The sequence below is a fragment of the Acidimicrobiales bacterium genome (genome assembly GCA_041394245.1).
Lineage (GTDB): Bacteria > Actinomycetota > Acidimicrobiia > Acidimicrobiales > Aldehydirespiratoraceae > JAJRXC01.
In genome coordinates, this window is sequence record JAWKIR010000002.1 from 1030582 (window position 1) to 1048699 (window position 18118).

General features: G+C 68.5%; 15 protein-coding genes. 7 read left to right on the plus strand and 8 right to left on the minus strand.

Annotated features, from left to right (window positions below):
- Window positions 1-44: 44 nt before the first annotated feature.
- Window positions 45-245 carry a cold-shock protein gene (locus R2707_05185; protein ID MEZ5244472.1) on the minus strand — a complete coding sequence of 67 codons (201 nt, stop codon included), beginning with the start codon at window positions 243-245 and terminating at the stop codon, window positions 45-47.
- A gap of 127 nt (window positions 246-372) precedes the next feature.
- Between R2707_05185 and R2707_05190 the strand changes: the two genes are divergently transcribed.
- The gene (locus R2707_05190) at window positions 373-2211 is read left to right on the plus strand and encodes a carboxyl transferase domain-containing protein (GenBank protein ID MEZ5244473.1); all 1839 of its coding nucleotides are present in this window, start codon (window positions 373-375) and stop codon (window positions 2209-2211) included.
- A 16-nt stretch (window positions 2212-2227) separates the two neighbouring features.
- Here R2707_05190 and R2707_05195 read toward each other — a convergent pair whose 3' ends face one another.
- Genes R2707_05195 through R2707_05205 form a run of 3 tightly spaced genes read right to left on the minus strand, consistent with a single transcriptional unit; the run spans window position 2228 to window position 4433 of the window.
- Window positions 2228-3172: a TIGR03619 family F420-dependent LLM class oxidoreductase gene (locus R2707_05195; protein ID MEZ5244474.1), complete on the minus strand. Its 945-nt coding sequence runs from the start codon at window positions 3170-3172 to the stop codon at window positions 2228-2230.
- A complete protein-coding gene (locus R2707_05200) occupies window positions 3169-3597 on the minus strand; it encodes a hypothetical protein (protein MEZ5244475.1) in 429 nt (142 codons plus the stop codon). Before R2707_05200 ends, R2707_05195 begins: the two co-directional genes overlap by 4 nt.
- Window positions 3594-4433, minus strand: a complete 840-nt coding sequence (locus R2707_05205; protein MEZ5244476.1) for a hypothetical protein — start codon at window positions 4431-4433, stop codon at window positions 3594-3596. Before R2707_05205 ends, R2707_05200 begins: the two co-directional genes overlap by 4 nt.
- Before the next feature lie 61 nt (window positions 4434-4494).
- On the opposite strand from R2707_05205, the gene R2707_05210 reads away from it, so the two are divergent.
- Window positions 4495-5058 (plus strand): DinB family protein, encoded by a 564-nt coding sequence (locus R2707_05210; protein ID MEZ5244477.1) that lies wholly within the window; start codon window positions 4495-4497, stop codon window positions 5056-5058.
- A gap of 1 nt (window position 5059) precedes the next feature.
- Here the strand turns inward: R2707_05210 and bmt are convergent, their stop codons facing one another.
- On the minus strand, window positions 5060-6064 hold the full coding sequence (gene bmt, locus R2707_05215) for a betaine--homocysteine S-methyltransferase (GenBank protein MEZ5244478.1): 1005 nt from the start codon (window positions 6062-6064) through the stop codon (window positions 5060-5062).
- Between the two features lie 138 nt (window positions 6065-6202).
- Here bmt and R2707_05220 point away from each other — a divergent pair, with 138 nt between their 5' ends.
- From R2707_05220 to R2707_05235, 4 genes are read left to right on the plus strand one after another with little or no spacing between them, the layout of a single operon-like run.
- Window positions 6203-7027 (plus strand): phytanoyl-CoA dioxygenase family protein, encoded by an 825-nt coding sequence (locus R2707_05220; GenBank protein ID MEZ5244479.1) that lies wholly within the window; start codon window positions 6203-6205, stop codon window positions 7025-7027.
- A gap of 44 nt (window positions 7028-7071) precedes the next feature.
- Entirely contained in the window at window positions 7072-9141 is a 2070-nt protein-coding gene (locus R2707_05225; GenBank protein ID MEZ5244480.1) for an ABC transporter permease, read from the plus strand.
- Window positions 9138-12098: an MFS transporter gene (locus R2707_05230; protein MEZ5244481.1), complete on the plus strand. Its 2961-nt coding sequence runs from the start codon at window positions 9138-9140 to the stop codon at window positions 12096-12098. The genes R2707_05225 and R2707_05230 overlap by 4 nt, the downstream gene beginning before the upstream one ends.
- Window positions 12099-12126: 28 nt before the next feature.
- Window positions 12127-13920, plus strand: coding sequence for a hypothetical protein (locus R2707_05235; GenBank protein MEZ5244482.1), 1794 nt, complete (start codon window positions 12127-12129; stop codon window positions 13918-13920).
- Here the strand turns inward: R2707_05235 and R2707_05240 are convergent.
- Window positions 13899-14942, minus strand: coding sequence for an amidohydrolase family protein (locus R2707_05240; GenBank protein MEZ5244483.1), 1044 nt, complete (start codon window positions 14940-14942; stop codon window positions 13899-13901). The genes R2707_05235 and R2707_05240 overlap by 22 nt on opposite strands.
- Window positions 14943-15004: 62 nt before the next feature.
- The gene (locus R2707_05245) at window positions 15005-16555 is read right to left on the minus strand and encodes an AMP-binding protein (GenBank protein MEZ5244484.1); all 1551 of its coding nucleotides are present in this window, start codon (window positions 16553-16555) and stop codon (window positions 15005-15007) included.
- 118 nt (window positions 16556-16673) lie between these two features.
- On the opposite strand from R2707_05245, the gene R2707_05250 reads away from it, so the two are divergent.
- Window positions 16674-17078, plus strand: coding sequence for a PilZ domain-containing protein (locus tag R2707_05250; protein MEZ5244485.1), 405 nt, complete (start codon window positions 16674-16676; stop codon window positions 17076-17078).
- 19 nt (window positions 17079-17097) lie between these two features.
- Here the strand turns inward: R2707_05250 and R2707_05255 are convergent, their stop codons facing one another.
- Window positions 17098-18117, minus strand: a complete 1020-nt coding sequence (locus R2707_05255) for a hypothetical protein (GenBank protein MEZ5244486.1) — start codon at window positions 18115-18117, stop codon at window positions 17098-17100.
- Window position 18118: the final 1 nt, after the last annotated feature.

Consider the following 18118-nt stretch of genomic DNA (forward strand, 5'->3'; position numbering starts at 1 on the left):
CCGGGGTGCCGTTTCGTACCTTCGAGAGGCGGACGATCAGGTGCTCAGATGACCTTCACGCCGAGGGCTTCGTCGCCCTTGCGGCCCGGACCGACCTCGAATTCGACCTTCTGGCCCTCTTCGAGAGTTCGGAAACCCGAGCCGTCGATGTTGGAGAAGTGAACGAAGACGTCGTCGCCGTCTTCCCGGGAGATGAACCCGTATCCCTTCTCGTTGTTGAAGAACTTCACTGTGCCCGTCGGCATTGGGCATTCCTTTCGATTACCGCCGGACTCAAAGTGAGCCTGGCGTCGTCAGCCTAGAGAAAATCGGACACGAACCGGCATCAGGTCGTCTTGGAACGCGAGTCGACCCTCCGCGAGACTCCGCGCGATGGACACCCACGCCGCAGCTGCGCCCTCCGACTGCACGATCGTCGAGCTGCGGGTCGCCGTCGGCGACGAGGTGGCCGCCGGCGACGTGCTCGCGGTGGTGGAGGTGATGAAGATCGAGCAGATGGTGAACGCGGACGCCGATGGGATCGTGGCGACGATCGAGACCGAGGTCGGTGACGTCCTTGCCAAGGGTGCCGTCATCGCCACGGTGACCGCCGGCGCGATCACGCCGCGGTCGCCGACCACCCGCCGCGCCGACCCCGACGCCGACCCCGACACCGACCGGGAGCGTGCGGATCTTGCCGAGCTGCGGGAACGACGGGCGATGCTCGACGACACCGCCCGACCCGACGCCGTCGCGAAGGTCCACGCCCGCGGGCGACGCACCGCTCGCGAGAACCTCCGTGACCTGGTCGACGAAGGCAGCTTCGAGGAGTACGGCTCGTTCATGTACGCCGCGCAGACGGCGCGTCGTGAACGCGACGACCTGATCGCCAACACGCCGGGCGACGGGATCGTGGGCGGGATCGGCCGGATCAACGGCGATCGGTTCCCCGACGAGACGAGCCGCTGCGCCGTGATGTCCTACGACTACACCGTGCTGGCCGGCACCCAGGGCTACCGGGGCCACCAGAAGAAGGACCGGCTCTTCGACATCTGTGAACGGCTGCGGCTCCCTCTCGTCTTGTTCGCCGAGGGCGGCGGTGGTCGACCCGGCGACACCGACATCCCGACGGTCGCCGGGCTCACCGTCCCTTCGTTCGCGGCGATCTCACGGCTGAGCGGGCTCGTCCCCACCGTCGCCGTCGTCTCCGGACGCTGCTTCGCCGGCAACGCGGCACTCGCCGGAGTCTGCGACGTCATCATCGCAACCCCCGACGCCAACCTCGGCATGGCCGGGCCGGCGATGATCGAGGGCGGCGGTCTGGGTGTGTTCGCTCCCGAGGAGATCGGACCCGTCGACGTGCAGACGGCCAACGGGGTCATCGACGTGCTGGTCGACGACGACGCCGCGGCCGTCGCCGCGGTGAAGCACTATCTGTCGTTCTTCCAGGGCCGGGTCGAGACGTGGGACTGCGCCGACCAGGCCGAGCTGCGCGACGTCGTTCCGGAGCGCCGCAAACGCGCCTACGACGTCAGGGAGGTCATCCGCGTGATGACCGACGTCGGCTCGCCGCTCGAGCTCAGGCCCACATTCGGTGAGGGCATGATCACCACGCTGGCTCGCATCGAGGGCCGGCCCGTCGGCATCCTCGCGAACAACCCGTTGCATCTCGGCGGAGCGATCGACGCGAACGGCGCCGACAAGGCATCGAGATTCATGCAGCTGTGCGACGGACACGGACTGCCGCTCCTCTTCCTCTGTGACACGCCCGGGTTCATGGTCGGTCCCGAGGCCGAGAAGCAGGCGCAGGTGCGCCGTTTCGGGCGCATGTTCGTGGTCGGGGCAAGCCTCCGCGTCCCTTTCGCAACCGTGGTGCTGCGCAAGGCGGTCGGACTCGGTGCCCAGGCGATGGCGGGCGGCAGCTTCCATGCCCCGCTGATGACGGTCGCCTGGCCGACCGGCGAGGTGAGCGGCATGGGCATCGAGGGCGCCGTGACCCTCGGGGCGCGTCGCGAACTCGAGGCCATCGAGGATCCCGACGAGCGGGCGGCGGCATTCGACGCGCGCGTGCAGGCGATGTACCAGCGATCGAAGGCCCTCAACGCCGCTGCGCACCACGAGGTCGACGACGTCATCGACCCGGCCGACACCCGCCGCCGGATCGTGAACCTCCTGCGGAGCACACCCGCCGACCCCGAACGGATGCCCCGCCCCCACATCGACACCTGGTAGCGGTCGGCGACGACTGTCAGGTGGCGGCTCGGAACGCCGCCACCATCTCCGCGATTCGTTCCTCGGCGTCGGCCGCATCGGGCGCGAGGCGCAGCATCGCCCGGAAGTCGGTGACTCCAGCCGCGGCGAGATCGCCGACACCGGCCATCGAGCCGGCAAAATCGGGAACACCCGCATCGTCGGTCGCGATGGGCAGGTTGGCGACGACCTCGATGTCGTCGGGATCGCGACCCTCGGCGGCCACGGCGGCCCGCATCTTCTCGATGCCGGTAGGGAGATCGGCGGCGTCGGGGCCCCACGGGATCCACCCCTGTCCGAACCGGGCGAGGCGCCGCATCGAACGGGGATTGACGGTGCCGCTCACCCAGATCGGGACACCGCCGGGCTGCACGGGCTTCGGCATCTGGTGGATGCCGTCGAACGTGAGCCGGTCGGAGCTGATCGATGCCCGTTCCTCACGCCACAACGTCTGGATGACCTCGAGGGTGTGATCGAGCTGGGCGCCGCGGTCGGCGAAGTCCAGACCGGCCGCCTCGTACTCCTCGGCCTGCCACCCGACCCCGACGCCGAGGTCGAGACGGCCGCCGCTGAGCACGTCGATCGTCGACGCCATCTTCGCGAGCACGACCGGGCGCCGCAGCGCTGCCAGGAGGATGTTGGTCGTGAAGCGCAGGCGCGTCGTCACCGCGGTCAGATGGGCGATGGTCGTGAGCGGTTCGAGCCAGTGGCCGTCGGGCCCGGTCGGCTGCTTGCCACCGGCCGTGCCCCCCGCTTTCGGGTCGCCATAGGCATCGAGTCGCTCCCCGAACGCCACATGATCCGACACCGCGATCCGGTCGAGCCCGGCCGCGTCGGCCGCCTTGACCCGGGCGGTGAGGTGCGCCCACCCTCCCGGGTCGTCGGCCGAGAAGGTGACGAGGGTCATCGAGATCTTCGGTGTGACAGAGATTCTCGGTGTCATGCGGACACATCCTGTGTGAGAGAGACGCGGCGGGTGTGACGCCACACCAGCGCCGCGAAGACGAACTGAACCGGAAGTCGGACGAGATTGCGCGTCCGGACGCCCTCGGCGTTCTCGACCCGCTCCATGCGCCCGTCGTCGCCCGGTGACATGTCGACATCGTGGAGATACATGTCGACGTTGGCGGGAAAGACCCCGGCCAGGATGCCGAGGAGCCCGAACGCCGCCCATCGGCGGGTCCGTCGGGGGAACATTGCCAAGCCACAGACGATCTCGGCGGCGCCCGAGGCCTGGTTGGCGAACTTCGGATTCGGGAACCAGCGGGGAACGATCGCCTCGAAGAAGTCGGGTCGCGCGAAGTGCGCAGACCCGGCCCCGGCGAACATCGCGCCGATCACCCGTGCGGAACGGTCGGATGCGGTCATCGGCCCATCATCGCGAACGCGCCACCGTCGAGCAGACCCCGGCGGATCGGCTTGAGGAGTTCCACGAAGCGCCGGGCCTCGTCGACACCCACGGCATCGACCATCGGGATGCACGCCACGTTGGTCCGGTGCTCGATGTCGTCACGAAACGCCCGACCCTCATCGGTGAAGCGCTCCTCGGCATCGACGAGTCCGCGGGATCGGAGGCGAGCCACACCGGCAGCCCAACGGTCGTCGGGCCACTGCCTGGTCGACACCAGCGTTGCCCGGGGCACCTGATCGGTGGCGGCATGCAGGATCAGTGCCTCGACCGCGTCGACCGGCGCCGCGGTCAGCGCGGCGACGTGCACGTCACCGCGCCACTCGCGCAGGATCGTGATGCGTTGCCACAGGAGCGCCCACGGGTCATCCGGCTCGGAGACGGCCCGATTGGCGCCGGCCAGCGGCTTCCCCTCGTAGCCGAGCGGGGCGAGCATCGCCGCGGCGAGTTCGCCGGCCTCGGCCACGGCGGCCGCCTCGACGGATGCGCAGCATCGGGCCAGCACGGCCGACGCAGCGCGCATGCGGGCGTCCTGGATCGCCGCAGGCGACGCCGACTCCCACGCAGCGGGAATCGCGTGCCGCACCATCTCCGGGTTGAAGTTGAAGAAGGTCGCGATCACCACCTCGGCGGGGACCGGGCCCATCGGTGCGGCCCGACTGGCGAAGTACTGGTGCTCCGGCGCCAGACCGAGCGCCGCGTACTCCGTCGCCGCTTCGGGCGCGAAGTAGATGAAGCCGTGGACGAGATTGGTGATGGCGCCGAGCGACGCTGCGAGTTCGAGCTCCGATGACACGAGTGCACCGTAGATCGAAATGGCTCGCACCCCCGGATCCTGATCGGCAAGGATGGCGCCGATGAGCAACCACCCAGTTCCCGACACGCCGGTTCCTGACACACCGGTACCTGATGAGAAGGACTGGACCTGGGTCCTCCACACTCCCTGCGCCGAATGCGGGTTTTGGGCCTCCTCGGTCGATCCCGTCGGCGTGGGTGCGATGATCCGGGAGAACACCGAACAGTGGCTCGAGGTCCTGCGGTCGGCCGACGTGCGGACGCGCCCGGCACCGGCGGTGTGGTCGCCGCTCGAATATGCCTGCCACGTGCGTGACGTCCACGTGCTCTACCTGGCCCGGCTCGAGATGATGCTCACCGAGGTCGACCCGCACTATCCGAACTGGGACCAGGACGAGACCGCGATCACGCAGCGCTATCACGAGGCCGACCCGGCGGTGGTCGCCGAGGAACTACTCGCGGCGTCGACTGCGCTGGCCGATCGCTTCGATCAGGTGCAAGGCGACGAGTGGGACCGCACCGGAGTACGCAGCGACGGCGCCGAGTTCACGATCGCGAGTTTCGCCACGTACCTCATCCACGATCCCATCCACCACCTGCACGATGCGGGGGTGGGCGCCGAGTAGGTCAGCCGCGACGCCGGCGAGCGCGGCGGGCGGCGCCGTCGCCCGAGGCGCGTTCGGGAGCGAGCGCGACCTCCACGTCGGGAACCGGGATCGTTCCGTCGAGCACACCGCGGATCGCCGCGACGTGCGCCGGAGAGTTGCCGCAACATCCGCCGATGATCTCGATGCCCGCGGAGCGCACACGATGCGCATGGGCGCCCATGACCTCCGGAGAGCCGCTGTAGGACAGCTCGGCACCGTGCCACTCGGGAATGCCCGCGTTGGCCTTGGAGATGACCGGCACGTGGGTCGCAGCACGGATCTCGGCGAGGGCGGCTTCGGTCTCGGCGAGGTTGTTGCCGCAGTTGGCACCGATCGCGGCGACACCGAGCTCGGTCAGCCGCTCGGCGGCCAGTGTGCCGGTGACCCCCATCATGGTGCGCCCGGCGGTGTCGAAGCTCAGGGTGACGGTGACGGGGAGGTGGCTGACCTGACGGGCGCCGGCAATCGCGGCTTCGATCTCCTCGAGCGAGCTCATGGTCTCGATCCAGAGCAGATCGGCGCCGCCCTGAGTGAGTCCTTCCGCCTGTTCGGCGAACGCAGCCTGCGCGTCGGCCGGCTCGAGCGAGCCCAGCGGGACGATCAGTTCCCCGGTGGGCCCCATCGATCCGGCCACGAGCACGCGGCGTTCGGCTTCGTCGGCGGCGGCACGGGCGTTGCGGGCAGCAGCCGCGTTGATCTCGACGACCCGGTCGTCGAGATCGTGGAGCGCGAGCCGGAACTTCGTGCCGCCGAAGCTGTTGGTCAAGATGATGTCGGACCCGGCTTCGACATAGGCACGGTGGACCGCCTGGACGGCCTCGGCCATGTCGAGGTTCATGCGCTCCGGCGCATCACCAGGGGGAAGGCCACGAGCGAAGAGCTCGGTTCCCATCGCTCCGTCGATCACGAGGTGACCGCGCTCGGCGATCAGCTCGTCGAGAACGTTGCCCGCCGCGACGGGGGTGGTGTCGGATCCTGTCGTCACGGATGGTGATGGTACTCGCCCGCCACCGCTGCCGGGCACTGGCAATTCGGCCCACACGGCCCCGGTCGAAGGGCCTACGCCACTGCGGAACCCGACATGGTCTGGCCCGCACAAACCGATCATGGAAGAGTGACGCCCGTGCAGTCCCATCCCTGGAACGTCGACTTCGCCTGGACCAGGGCGGAGACCGCTCCGTGTTTCCTCACCATGCCGGAGATCGACCAGTTCCACGAGGAGGGCTGGCTCGTCGTCGCGGACCTCATCGACGACGACACACTCACGACGGTGACCGCCGAACTCGACGCGATCGAGGCGGAGGTCGACGCGGCCCTGAAGACGCTCCCCGACGAACGTCTCTCGATCGCCGAGTCGGGGGCGATCGTCTTCGCGCCGCATGCGGTCGCCCGGTCCGCGGCGGCACGGGCACTCAGCGCCCACCCCGCGATCGCCGGGCTGTGCCACGACCTCATCGGCCCGGATGTCCGCCTCTACTGGGACCAGATCGTCTACAAGAAGCCCGACAAACCCCGACGGTTCCCGTGGCACCAGGACAACGGGTACACGTTCGTCGAGCCACAGCAGTACCTCACCGTGTGGTTGTCCCTGAGCGATGCGACGGTCGAAGCCGGCTGCCCGTGGGTGGTTCCCGGCCTCCACCGCGGCGGCACCCTCCTCCACGACTATGTCGACCCGCTGGGTTTTCAGTGTTTCGCCGACCATGCCGATGCGATTCCGGCCCCCGTCGGTCGGGGCGGGGCGGTCGTCTTCTCCTCGCTGACCCCCCATCTCACGGGCCCGAACACGACCGACGCCGTCCGCAAGACCTACATCCTCCAGTACGCCCCGGACGGCGCGGTGAAGCTCGACGGCGATCCCGCCGCCGGCGCCGAACCGGTGCGCATCCCGCAGGACGATCCGCATCGGCAGTACGTCGTCGTCGAACAAGGGGTGCCCGTCGCGTGAACGTCCCGTCGTTGCCCGACCGTCTGCAGGAGCGTGTCGGCCCCATGGTCGCGACACTCGGGCCGGCTGCAGCGGTCCTGGCGGTACAGACAGTGCTGTTCCGCACCGATCTCGGGTTCATCCTCCAGGGCGCCACGATCGGCCTGTTGACCGCGTTGATCGCGGTCGGCATGGCCCTCATCTATCGGGCCAACCGGGTGCTGAACTTCAGCCAGGCCGACCTCGGCTACATCCCCGGTCTGCTCGGCGTGATGCTGGTGGCCGTCACCGGGCTCAACTACTTCCTCGGCTTCTTCGCCGGACTCGCGGTGGCGATCGTCGGTGGGGCGCTCGTCGAACTCATCGTCATCCGGCGCTTCTTCCGATCGGCCCGGCTGATCCTCACCGTCGTCACCCTCGGTCTGAGCCAGCTGCTCGTCTTCCTCGCGTTCTGGATGGCCGACCTCTGGGACGCCGAGTCGCGTTCACAGAAGGTGCACTTCCCCGTCGAGTTCAAATTCCAGGTGGAGTCGATCATCTTCCGCGAGGACGACGTCGTCGCCTGGGTGGTCGCCCCGCTGGCAATGGCCGCCGTGGCCCTCTTCCTTCGCGGCACGGTCATGGGCACGGCGATCAGGGGCGCAGCGGAGCGCGCCGATCTCGCCGGCCTCCTGGGCGTGCCGGTGCGCCGACTCCACACGATCGTGTGGTCGATCGCCACCACGCTCGCGTTCATCGCCATCTGGCTCCGGGCGGGCATCCTCGGGTTGCCGGTCGGCGCCGCCCTCTCGTTCGGTGTTCTCCTCCGCGCGCTGGCGGCGCTCACACTCGGCAACCTCACGAATCTCCCGGCCATCGCCACCAGCGCCGTCGCGCTCGGTGTCCTCGAGACCAGCATGGTCGCCAACAATCGCAGTCCGGCCGAGAGCGGCGCAGTGCTCGCGGGGGTGATCATCGTCGCCCTCCTGGTGCGTTCGCTGGTCGGCCGCAGCGACAGTCGGGCCGATGCCGACGACACCTCGACCTGGCAAGCAGCCGAGGAGATCCGAGACGTACCGCCGGAGCTGCGTCGCGTGCCGGAGGTGATGGCGACCAGGGCCGCGCTGGCCCTCATCCTCGCCGCGGGCACCCTCTCACTGCCCCTCTTCCTCGGCACCGCAGACCTCATCAAGGCCACCGCGGTCGCCGTGTTCGGGATCATCGGCGTCTCGGTGATCGTCCTGACCGGGTGGGCGGGCCAGGTGTCGCTCGGGCAGATGGCGTTCGTGGCGGTCGGCGCCGCAGTGACGTCGAAGCTCAGCCACGAGTGGGACGTCGACCTGATCCTCGCGCTGCTCGCCTCGGCTGCCGTCGGCGCGGTGGTGGCGGTCGTCGTCGGGCTTCCGGCGCTGCGACAACGGGGCCTGTTCCTCGCGGTCACCTCGCTCGGTTTCTCGCTGGCGACCACCAGCTACTTCCTCAACGACGAGTTCTGGGTCGGCTCCTGGGTCCACGACAGCCCGTTCCAACGCCTGCCGCTCTTCGGCCGGCTCGACATCGACAGCCCCACCCGCATGTACTACGTCGCCGTTGTCGGGCTCGCGGTTGTGCTCGTCGCCGTTCGCGGCGTGCGCCGCACCCGAACGGGTCGGGTACTCCTCGCGCTACGCGAGAACGAGGCGGCCGCGCAGACCTTCGGGATCAGCCCGCTGCGGGCCAAGCTGACCGGCTTCGCACTCTCGGGGGCGGTCGCCGCGGTGGCCGGCGGGCTGTACGCCTACACCCTCAAGATCTACACCGCGACGAGCTTCGAGCCCAACGACAGCATCGAGGTGTTCGTGATGGGCGTGATCGGCGGCCTGGGCAGTCTGTCGGGCGGCGTGATCGGCGCCGTCTACCTCCAAGGCATGGGCTGGTTCCTGCCGGGCGAGTGGGTGTTCTTCGCCACCGGGGTCGGCGTGCTGGTCGTACTCCTCGTGGTGCCGTCGGGCATCGGCGGCCTCCTCTACTGGCTACGGGATCAGTGGCTGCGCTGGGTGGCCACGCAGCGCGGCATCATCGTGCCGAGCCTGCTGGCGGACGTCGCGCCGACGAAGGCCGAGGAAGCGGCCGTCCTCGGCGTCGATCCACTGCCGGACACTGAGGAGCCGACATGAGCCGTATCGGCCCGATCGCCCGCGCCATCGCGCATCCGGCCCGGACCCTCGACGGGATCACCGGCGGCGGACCCGTCTATCCGTTGCTGATCCTCTTCGGCCTCAACGCGGTCGACGAGCTCGATCGCACCGCGTTCAGTGTGCTGCTGCCGGAGATCCGTGAGGAGTTCGGCCTCAACCTCACCGGCGTGCTCGGCATCGTCGCCGCAGTGGGTGCCGCGGCACTGGTTCTCCAGGTCCCGATCGCCCAGCTGGCCGACCGAGGCTCGCGAACCCGCCTGACGCTCATCGGTGCCGCCATCTGGGCCGTCTTCTCCTTCGTCACGGGGTTGGCATGGGTGTTGTGGGCCCTGGCCGTCGCCCGAGCGGGATCAGGGATCGGCAAGGCCGTCGTGGACCCCACCCACAACTCGCTGATCGCCGACTACTACGCGCCCGAGCACCGCAACAACGTCTTCGCGTTCCACCGTGCGGCCAATGTGGTCGGCCAGATCGTCGGCCCGATCGTCGCCGGCCTCGTCGCCTACCAGTTCGGCTGGCGCTGGCCGTTCATCATCTTCGCCATTCCGACCATGGTCCTCGTCCTCCTCGGCCTGCGGATGAAGGAACCCATCCGCGGCGCCCACGAGCGACGCGCCATGGGGGCGAGCGACGAGGCCATCGCCACCGAGGAGGACGCACCGTCCTATGCCGAGGCGTGGCGGATGATGTGGAAGATCGAGAGCCTGAAGCGGATCTGGTTCGCACTCCCCTTCCTCGCCGCATCGCTGATCGGCTTCGGCACGTTCGCCTCGCTGCTCTACGACGAGGTGTTCGGCTTCGACGAGCGGGCCCGAGGTGTGCTTGCCGCCGCGGTCGAGCCGGCGGGCCTGATCGGGCTCGTCATCGGCGCCCGCATCGGCACACGGCTGATGGCCCGGGACCCGGGCCTCGTCCTTCGCTTCCTCGCGGTCACAGCGTTCTTCAACGCCGGGATCATGGTCGTCTTCGCCAGCGCCCCGGTCTGGTGGGTGGCCACCGGTGCGGCGGCCGTCGCCTCACTCGTGAACGCGATGTTCGTCCCGACGATCTTCGCGGTCCTGTCGATGGCGATCCCACCGCGGGCCCGTGCCCTCGGTTTCTCGATCGGTTCGCTGTGGATCCTGCCGGGTCTCATCGTGCTTCCGTTGATCGGGGCGATCGGTGATGCCTGGGGCATCCGCTGGGGCATGGGCATGATGGCGCCCGTCTATCTCATCGGTGGACTGGTCATCTCCACCGCGGGACTCGTGATCAAGGACGACATCGCCCAGGTCTGGCAGACGGCAGCGGCGCGGGCCGAGGTCGCCAGCGAGCGGAGAGCGGGCCGCAGCAAGCTGCTCCTGGTTCGCGGGCTCAACGTGTCCTACGGCGACGTCCAGATCCTCTTCGACATCGACTTCGAGGTGGAGGAGGGTGAGATCGTCGCCCTCCTCGGCACCAACGGGGCCGGCAAGTCGACCCTGCTCAAGTCGATCTCGGGCGTCGTCGAAGCCGACCGCGGCGCGATCATCTTCGATGGCCGGGAGATGACCTTCGCGCCCCCCAACGAGGTCGCCCAACGCGGGGTGATCCAGGTCGCCGGCGGGCAGGGAGTCTTCCCGTCACTCACCGTCCAGGAGAACCTCGACGTCGCCGGTTGGCTCCGTCGCCGCGATCCGGAGGGACTCGCGGCCGAGGCCGCACGCGTCTACGAGCTGTTCCCCGCGCTCGACACGCGACGCGAGGAACCCGCGGCGAATCTGTCCGGAGGTCAGCAGCAGATGCTGGCGATCGGCATGGCGCTGCTCGGCCGACCTCGCCTCCTGATGGTCGACGAACTCTCGCTCGGGCTCGCGCCCGTGATCGTCGAACAGCTCCTCCCGGTGTTGCGCCAGCTCGCAGACGAGGGCGTCACGATCATCCTCGTCGATCAGTCGGTCAACGTCGCCCTCACGATCGCAGAGACGGCCTACTTCATGGAGAAGGGCGAGATCCGCTTCCACGGACCCACGGCCGAGCTGCTCGACCGCCCCGACGTGCTGCGTTCTGTGTTCCTCGAAGGCGCGGGTGCCGCGGTCGGCCAATCGGTCGGCAGGACTCACGATCGGCCTCGCCGCGCCACCGTCGACCCCTCGCCCGGCTTCGATGCCGACGCACCGCCGATCCTCGAGACCATCGAGCTCTCGCGGAGTTTCGGCGGCATCCGAGCGGTCGACGACGTCAACCTCCGAGTCCAGCCAGGCGAGATCATCGGCCTGATCGGTCCGAACGGCGCCGGGAAGACCACATTCTTCGATGTGGTCACCGGATTCACGCCCGAAGACGACGGCCAGGTGATCCTCGACGGTCGTGACGTCACCGGCCTCGCACCGTTCCAACGAGCCCGACGGGGGTTGGGGCGGTCGTTCCAGGACGCCCGACTGTTCCCGTCGTTGACCGTCGCCGAAGCGATGGCCGTTGCGCTCGAACAGGAGATCGAGGTTCGCAGCGCACTCGCCGCGATGCTCTATCTCCCCAACGTCCACGACGCCGAGGAGAAGGTCCGGCTGCGAGTCGACGAGCTCATCGAACTCCTCGGGCTCGGCGCGTTCCGCCACAAGTTCCTGCGTGAACTGTCGACCGGCTCACGACGAATCGTCGACCTCGCGTGTGTCGTCGCTCATGCGCCGCAGGTCGTGCTGCTCGACGAACCGTCGAGCGGGATCGCCCAGCGCGAGACCGAAGCGCTCGCCCCGGTGCTCACGCGTATCCGTGACGAGCTCGGTGCTGCGATGCTGGTCATCGAACACGACATGCCGCTCGTCTCGGCCGTCGCCGACCGGATCATCGCGCTGGATCAGGGCGCCGTGATCGCCGACGGCACGGCCGACCATGTGCTGCACCACCCCCAAGTAGTGGCGTCCTACCTCGGAACGAACGAGGATGTGATCGCCCGTTCGGGGGAACGGGGTACGTGACGACATCCGATGACAGTGGGGGAATGACATGACCGACGTCGAAGAAGCCAATCTGGGCCGACAACTCAGGCGATGGGGGCCACTCGGTGCGATCGCGTTGATCGTCGTCATCGTCGTGGCCGTGCTCGTACTGTCGGGAGGCGACGACGGCGACGGCGACGTGCAGACCGATCCCGACACCACCGACCCCGACACCACCGACCCCGACACCACCGATCCCGACACCACCGATCCCGACACCACGACGTCGGGTCCCGTCTCCGGCGATCCGATGGAGGCGATCACGGCCGACGGGCGGGTCTCGTGGACCGAGGCCGACGCGGTCGGTCTCACCGGGGAATTCGACTGGGGCGACAAGTGCGACACCGACCGGGGCACCTATGCGTACCCCGACTTCTTCGCCGGTGAGTGCGTCGTCCCGTGGGAGGGCGACAACGGCGGCGCGACCGAGACCGGCGTCACCGCCGACACGATCACGATCGTCGTGTACACCGCCCCTGAGGTCGATCCCGTGCTCGACTACATCACCGGCCCCATCGCCAACGACGACACTCCCGAGGAGGTCTTCGACACCCATGTGGGGCTGGCCGAGTTCTACGGTTCGTTCTTCGAGACCTACGGCCGCGATGTCGAACTGGTCCGCTACGCGGCGACGGGCACGAGCGACGACGAGGTCGCAGCCATCGCGGACGCCGAGACGATCGCCCGCGACTACCAGCCGTTCATGGTGTGGGGCGGTCCCACCCTCCAACTCAACGTCTTCGGTGAGACCCTCGCCGCCAACGGCATCATGTGCAACTGCCTCGGCGGCGCGACCGCGCAGGAGAACTACCCCTATCTCCACACCGTCACGAAATCCGCCGAACAGAGCCGGATCCTGTTGGCCGAGTACATCGGCAAGCGACTGGCAGGCCGCAACGCGATCCACAGCCCGGACTTCGCCGACCAGGAACGCTCGTTCGGCTACCTCTACCTCGAGACCGACGACGTCTCGACCCAGGTGGCCGAGAACTTCCGGGACCTCCTCGCCGAGGAGTACGGCGTCACCCTCGACCCGTTGATCCCCTACAAGCTCGACCCGTTGACCCTCCAGGAGCAGGCGACCACGATCATCGCGTCGTTGAAGAGTGCCGGCGTCACCAGCATCGTGTTCGCCGGTGATCCGATCGCGCCGCGCGACTTCACGATCGCGGCGACCGAACAGGAGTACTTCCCGGAGTGGGTCCTGTCGGGCACGACACTGGTCGACACCTCGGTGTTCGGCCGCACCTACGACCAGCAGCAGTGGGCGCACGCGTTCGGGATGAGCAACACGTCGGTACCCATCGCGCGTGAGGTGGGTGGCAACTACTTCCTCTACGAGTGGTTCCACGGGGAGCCGCCTCCCGCCGGCGACACCATCGGGATCCAGTGGCAGGCATCGCTCACGTTCGCCCTGCTGCAGGGAACCGGGCCCGACCTCACCCATGAGAGCTTCGCCGACACGATGATGAACGCCGCGCCCACGCGACGGGGAGCGATCACCGCACCCTCGATCTCCTTCGGCAGCGACAAGGGGCTCTGGCCCGACGACATCCTTCCCGACGTCAACGGCATCGACGACGTCTCCGAGGTGTGGTGGGATCCCGACACCATCGGCACCGACGAGCTCGACCGGGAGGGACCCGGTGTCTACCAGTACGTCGACGGCGGCATCCGCTACCTGCCCGGCGAGTGGCCCGACACCGACTCGAAGGTCTTCGATCCCGAAGGGGCCATCGATCGCTACGTGACCAGGCCGGAGTCGGAGGACCCGCCGGACTATCCGAGCCCGGCCGGCTGAGCCTCGGTCGGGGTGCCGGCGCTCCAGGTGACCTCCACCTGGAGCGCGTCGGTGAGCGCCACGAGATCGGCTCGACGACCGGGGGTGATCGACCCCCGGTCGTCGAGCCCGAGCACGCGAGCCGGGTTCGTCGAGGCCGCAGCCAGTGCGTCGACGAGAGCGATCCCCACGACATCGACGCAATAGCGAACGGCGGCGTCCATGCGCAGGGCGCTTCCGGCGAGGGTTCCATCGGCGAGCCGCGGGGCACCGTCGACGAGCGCGACCCCCGCGTCGCCCAGACGACCCGCCCGCCACCCCGTCGCGTCGGTGACCAGCACGATCCGGGACGGCCCCTTGGCCCGCCAGGCGAGGCGGAGCACCCGTGGGTCGACATGGATGCCGTCGGCGATCAGGCAGATGGCGAGCCGGTCGTCACTCAGCGCGACACCCAGCGCGCCGGGCTCGCGTTGGTGCAGCACGCCCGACGCGTTGAACGCGTGGGTGAACAGCCGTGCGCCGGCATCGATCGCCCTCTCGGTCTGGCCCGCGTCGGCGGTGGTGTGGCCGAGTGAACAGACGACTCCCCGACCGTCGAGCCGTGCGATGGCATCGACGACTCCCCCGCACTCGGGGCCGAGGGTCATGAGGCGGACCGAGGTCGGCAGCGCGTCCAGCCAGGCGAGGTCGACATCGATCGGACCGTCGGCGGGGTGGGCGCCGCGGGCTGCGCCGAGGAACGGGCCCTCGAGATGGATGCCGACCGGATCCGGACCCGCGTCGACGGCCATGAAGCCGCGCAGACGTTCCACTCGCTCGCTGAGCACCTCCAACGGCGCCGAGATGAGGGTCGGCAGCCACGACGTCACGCCCTGTTCGAGCAGGAGACCGTTGATCCGGCGCCACCCGACCTCGTCGGCCGTGGCGAGGTCGACGTCGTCGTGACCGTTGACCTGGAGATCGATGAACCCGGGCGCGACCAGATGGTGCTCGGGCCGGGCGCGGCAGGGCCGGACGTCGACGATCGTCCCGTGGTCGACCACGACCTCGTGGTCGACGAGGACGCCGTCGGGCGTGACCAGGCGACCGGCGCCGATGACGTCGATCAGTTGTCCCGATCTCTGAGTTCGCGGCGCAGGATCTTGCCCGACGCGCTCTTGGGGATGACGTCGATCTCTTCGAGCAGACGGATCTGCTTGTAGCTGACCAGGTGCTCTCCGACGAACGCCTGGACCTCTTCGAGGCTCAGCGATGCCCCGGGAGCCAGCGTGACGAACGCCTTCGGGAGCTCGCCCACCGCATCGTCGGGCACGCCGATCACCGCGACATCGACCACCGCCGGGTGGGTGATCAGGAGGGCTTCGAGTTCCGCCGGCGGCACCTGGAAGCCGTTGTACTTGATCAGCTCCTTGATCCGGTCGACGATCGAGTAGTGCCCGTGGTCGTCGATGATGGCGACATCGCCGGTGTGGAGCCACCCGTCTTCGTCGATGGTGGCCGCGGTCGCCTCGGGGTTGTTGAGATAGCCCGTCATGACCATCGGACCACGCACCCAGAGTTCGCCCCGCTCGCCGACCGGCTGGTCCTCGCCAGACTCGGGATCGACGATGCGACACTCGACGTTGGAGATCGCCACCCCGCTGGTGCCCGGTCGTCCCTGCCCCTCGACGGTGCTGTGGGTCACGGGGCTGAGCTCGGTCATGCCGTAGCCCTGGATGACCTCGACACCGATACGGGCGCCGGCCTCGTTGGCCAGCTCGGCGCCCAACGGAGCTGCGCCGGAGAAGACCTGCTTGAGCGATGACAGGTCGTAGTCGTCGACCTGCGGCGCCTTGGCGAGCCCGAGGACCATCGGCGGCACCGCGAAGAAGCGGGTGATCTTCTCGTTCTGCACGAGAGCGAGTGCCTGATCGAGATCGAAGCGGGGCATCGTCACCACCCGAACACCATTGGCGATCAGCCCGTTCATCAGCACCTGCATGCCGTAGATGTGGAAGAAGGGCAGGGCGGCCAGCCCGGCCTCGTCGTCGCCGTAGTCGAGGACGTGCTCCATCTGGCAGATGTTGGCCACGAGGTTGTAGTGGGTGAGCATCACACCCTTGGGCAGGCCGGTCGTACCCGACGAGTAGGGCAGCACCACCACATGGGTCCGGGGGTCAACCTCGACCTGGTCGATCGGGTCGGCGAAGAGCGACGCCATGGGGGTCGCCCCCTCGGCCTCGCCCATGACGAACAGCTCCTCGACGTCGGTTCCTTCCATGGCCGTGGTCGCCACGTCGGCGAACATCGGCACGGTCAGCAGCAGCGACGCGCCCGCATCCTGCAGCTGGAAACGGACCTCTTCGGCGCCATACGTGGGGTTGATGGTGGTAATCGTGCCGCCGGCGACGGCGACGGCATGGAACACGATCGCGTATTCCGGGACGTTGGGCGCCATGATCCCGAGCACGGAACCCGGCCCGAAGCCACGGGCCTGCAGGCCACCGGCCATGCGGTGCACGGCCTCGCGCAGCGCCGCGAACGTGTAGCCCGACGAGTGGCCGTCGGTGATCGCGATCTTGTCGGGCGTGGACGCCGCTCGGCGCAGCACGAACTCGGTGACCGGCATCACGGGGATCTCGACGTCGGGCAGAGGGCTGGTGTGGATGATGGGCATGTCGGGACCTTTCTCGCGGCGGCGAATGGTAGCCCAGTTGGGTCGAACGGCACTTTCCCCTGGGCCGAACGAATTGCGCCTCTTCCCTGCCATCGTTGCGAGTCGTACCGTGAGCTGCATGGGAATCGAAGCACCACACATCGACCGGCTTCTCCCCCGTCACGATCCCGCGATCAATCTCGATCTCTCGTGGAACGTGCGAGTGGAACGGAGCGGCTTCTTCAAGCAGCACCGTGAGGAGGTCTCGGCGGCCGCCTGGATCCGTGACATCTCGCTCGAGGGTGCCCTCGTCGAGGTCCCCGACAGCAACGTCCACGCCGTCGGCGACCACGTCAACGTGCGCTTCCGCGGTATCGACGGCCGGGCGATGATCCGTCATTGCCGGCAAGGCAACGACGGCATGCTGCTCTATGGCGTCCGGTTCCTCCCCGTGCCGATGTTCAAGGAGGCCATCGACGCGGTCGTCGGCGATCTCCGGGGCCACTCCGCCGAGCTGAGCACGGCCTGGCAGCGCCAGAACTGACAACACCAGCCCGAAGAATTCAGGCGGCGGCGTCGAACTCGGCGAGCACCCGATCGGCCTCGGCGTGCGTGGCGATCCGCTCGAGCAGGATGCGTCGCGACTCGTCTGCGGCGAGCGCCGGTTGGTCGACGGTCGCCCATCTCACGAGTCCGTCCCAGAATCGATCGATGATCTCGGCTCCGGAGACGGACCCACCGTCGAGGGTCCTGAACCACACGGACCGCATCTCGCCCAGGTAGAGGTTGAGCGACCGCACGTGGATCGACTCGTCGGTGCGGATCCGCTCGACGATCTCGGCCGCGAGTTCCGCCTCGTCGCGGCGATCGAGGAAGAGATCCGGGGTGCGGAGCACCTGCTGCGTGTCGGCGAACCCGAGCTCGGCCCGGAACTCGATGATCAGCAGGTTGGCGAGGAACGAGACCATGCCCTCGATCTCGGGCGCGATCTCCGGCACGTGGCGGGTCCCGGCATCGGCGCGGCCGATGTTCTCCGGCGGATCCACGTCGGGAAATGCCCCGGCGCCGAGCGCAAGGTCGCGGGCGGCGAACCACATCGCATCGTGACCCCCGATGCCCTGGTCGGGGAGTCCACCCTCGTCGAGACCGTGGGCGAGCAAGAGGCCCTTGTTGAGGTGTCCGATCGCCATCTCGGAGATGTCGTCGACGATCGCGTCCTGAAGATCGGGGAACGACATCTCGGCCAAGAGTCGGCCCCGAGCCTCGATCTTGCCGATGACGGTGAGCGAGTTCCAGAACGGCAGCCCGAGGCCGTTGCGCAGGAGCACGGCCTGCTGCTCCGCGTTCGGGATCCGCAGACCTTCGAGCAGGTCGGCCGACGCCCCGAACGGTTCACCTCCCCGAGAGCGCAACGCGGCTTCCCATGCGGCCAGCGCCGGCTCACGGACCAATGCCCGCGGCGGCTGGTAGGTGCCGTCGGCCAACATGCCGCCGTGGAGGCGCTGCCCGAGGACCACGTGGGGATCCGCGTAGTCGTGGTCGGCGAGGAGTTCTTCCTGGCTGTAGGTCAGGCGAGCAGACATG

Excerpts from the sequence above, each read along its gene's own strand:
- R2707_05185 (MEZ5244472.1), bottom strand. The coding sequence starts at position 245 with ATGCCGACGGGCACAGTGAAGTTCTTCAACAACGAGAAGGGATACGGG.
- R2707_05190 (MEZ5244473.1), top strand. The coding sequence starts at position 373 with ATGGACACCCACGCCGCAGCTGCGCCCTCCGACTGCACGATCGTCGAG.
- R2707_05195 (MEZ5244474.1), bottom strand. The coding sequence starts at position 3,172 with ATGACACCGAGAATCTCTGTCACACCGAAGATCTCGATGACCCTCGTC.
- R2707_05200 (MEZ5244475.1), bottom strand. The coding sequence starts at position 3,597 with ATGACCGCATCCGACCGTTCCGCACGGGTGATCGGCGCGATGTTCGCC.
- R2707_05210 (MEZ5244477.1), top strand. The coding sequence starts at position 4,495 with ATGAGCAACCACCCAGTTCCCGACACGCCGGTTCCTGACACACCGGTA.
- R2707_05225 (MEZ5244480.1), top strand. The coding sequence starts at position 7,072 with ATGGTCGCGACACTCGGGCCGGCTGCAGCGGTCCTGGCGGTACAGACA.
- R2707_05230 (MEZ5244481.1), top strand. The coding sequence starts at position 9,138 with ATGAGCCGTATCGGCCCGATCGCCCGCGCCATCGCGCATCCGGCCCGG.
- R2707_05235 (MEZ5244482.1), top strand. The coding sequence starts at position 12,127 with ATGACCGACGTCGAAGAAGCCAATCTGGGCCGACAACTCAGGCGATGG.
- R2707_05245 (MEZ5244484.1), bottom strand. The coding sequence starts at position 16,555 with ATGCCCATCATCCACACCAGCCCTCTGCCCGACGTCGAGATCCCCGTG.
- R2707_05250 (MEZ5244485.1), top strand. The coding sequence starts at position 16,674 with ATGGGAATCGAAGCACCACACATCGACCGGCTTCTCCCCCGTCACGAT.
- R2707_05255 (MEZ5244486.1), bottom strand. The coding sequence starts at position 18,117 with ATGTCTGCTCGCCTGACCTACAGCCAGGAAGAACTCCTCGCCGACCAC.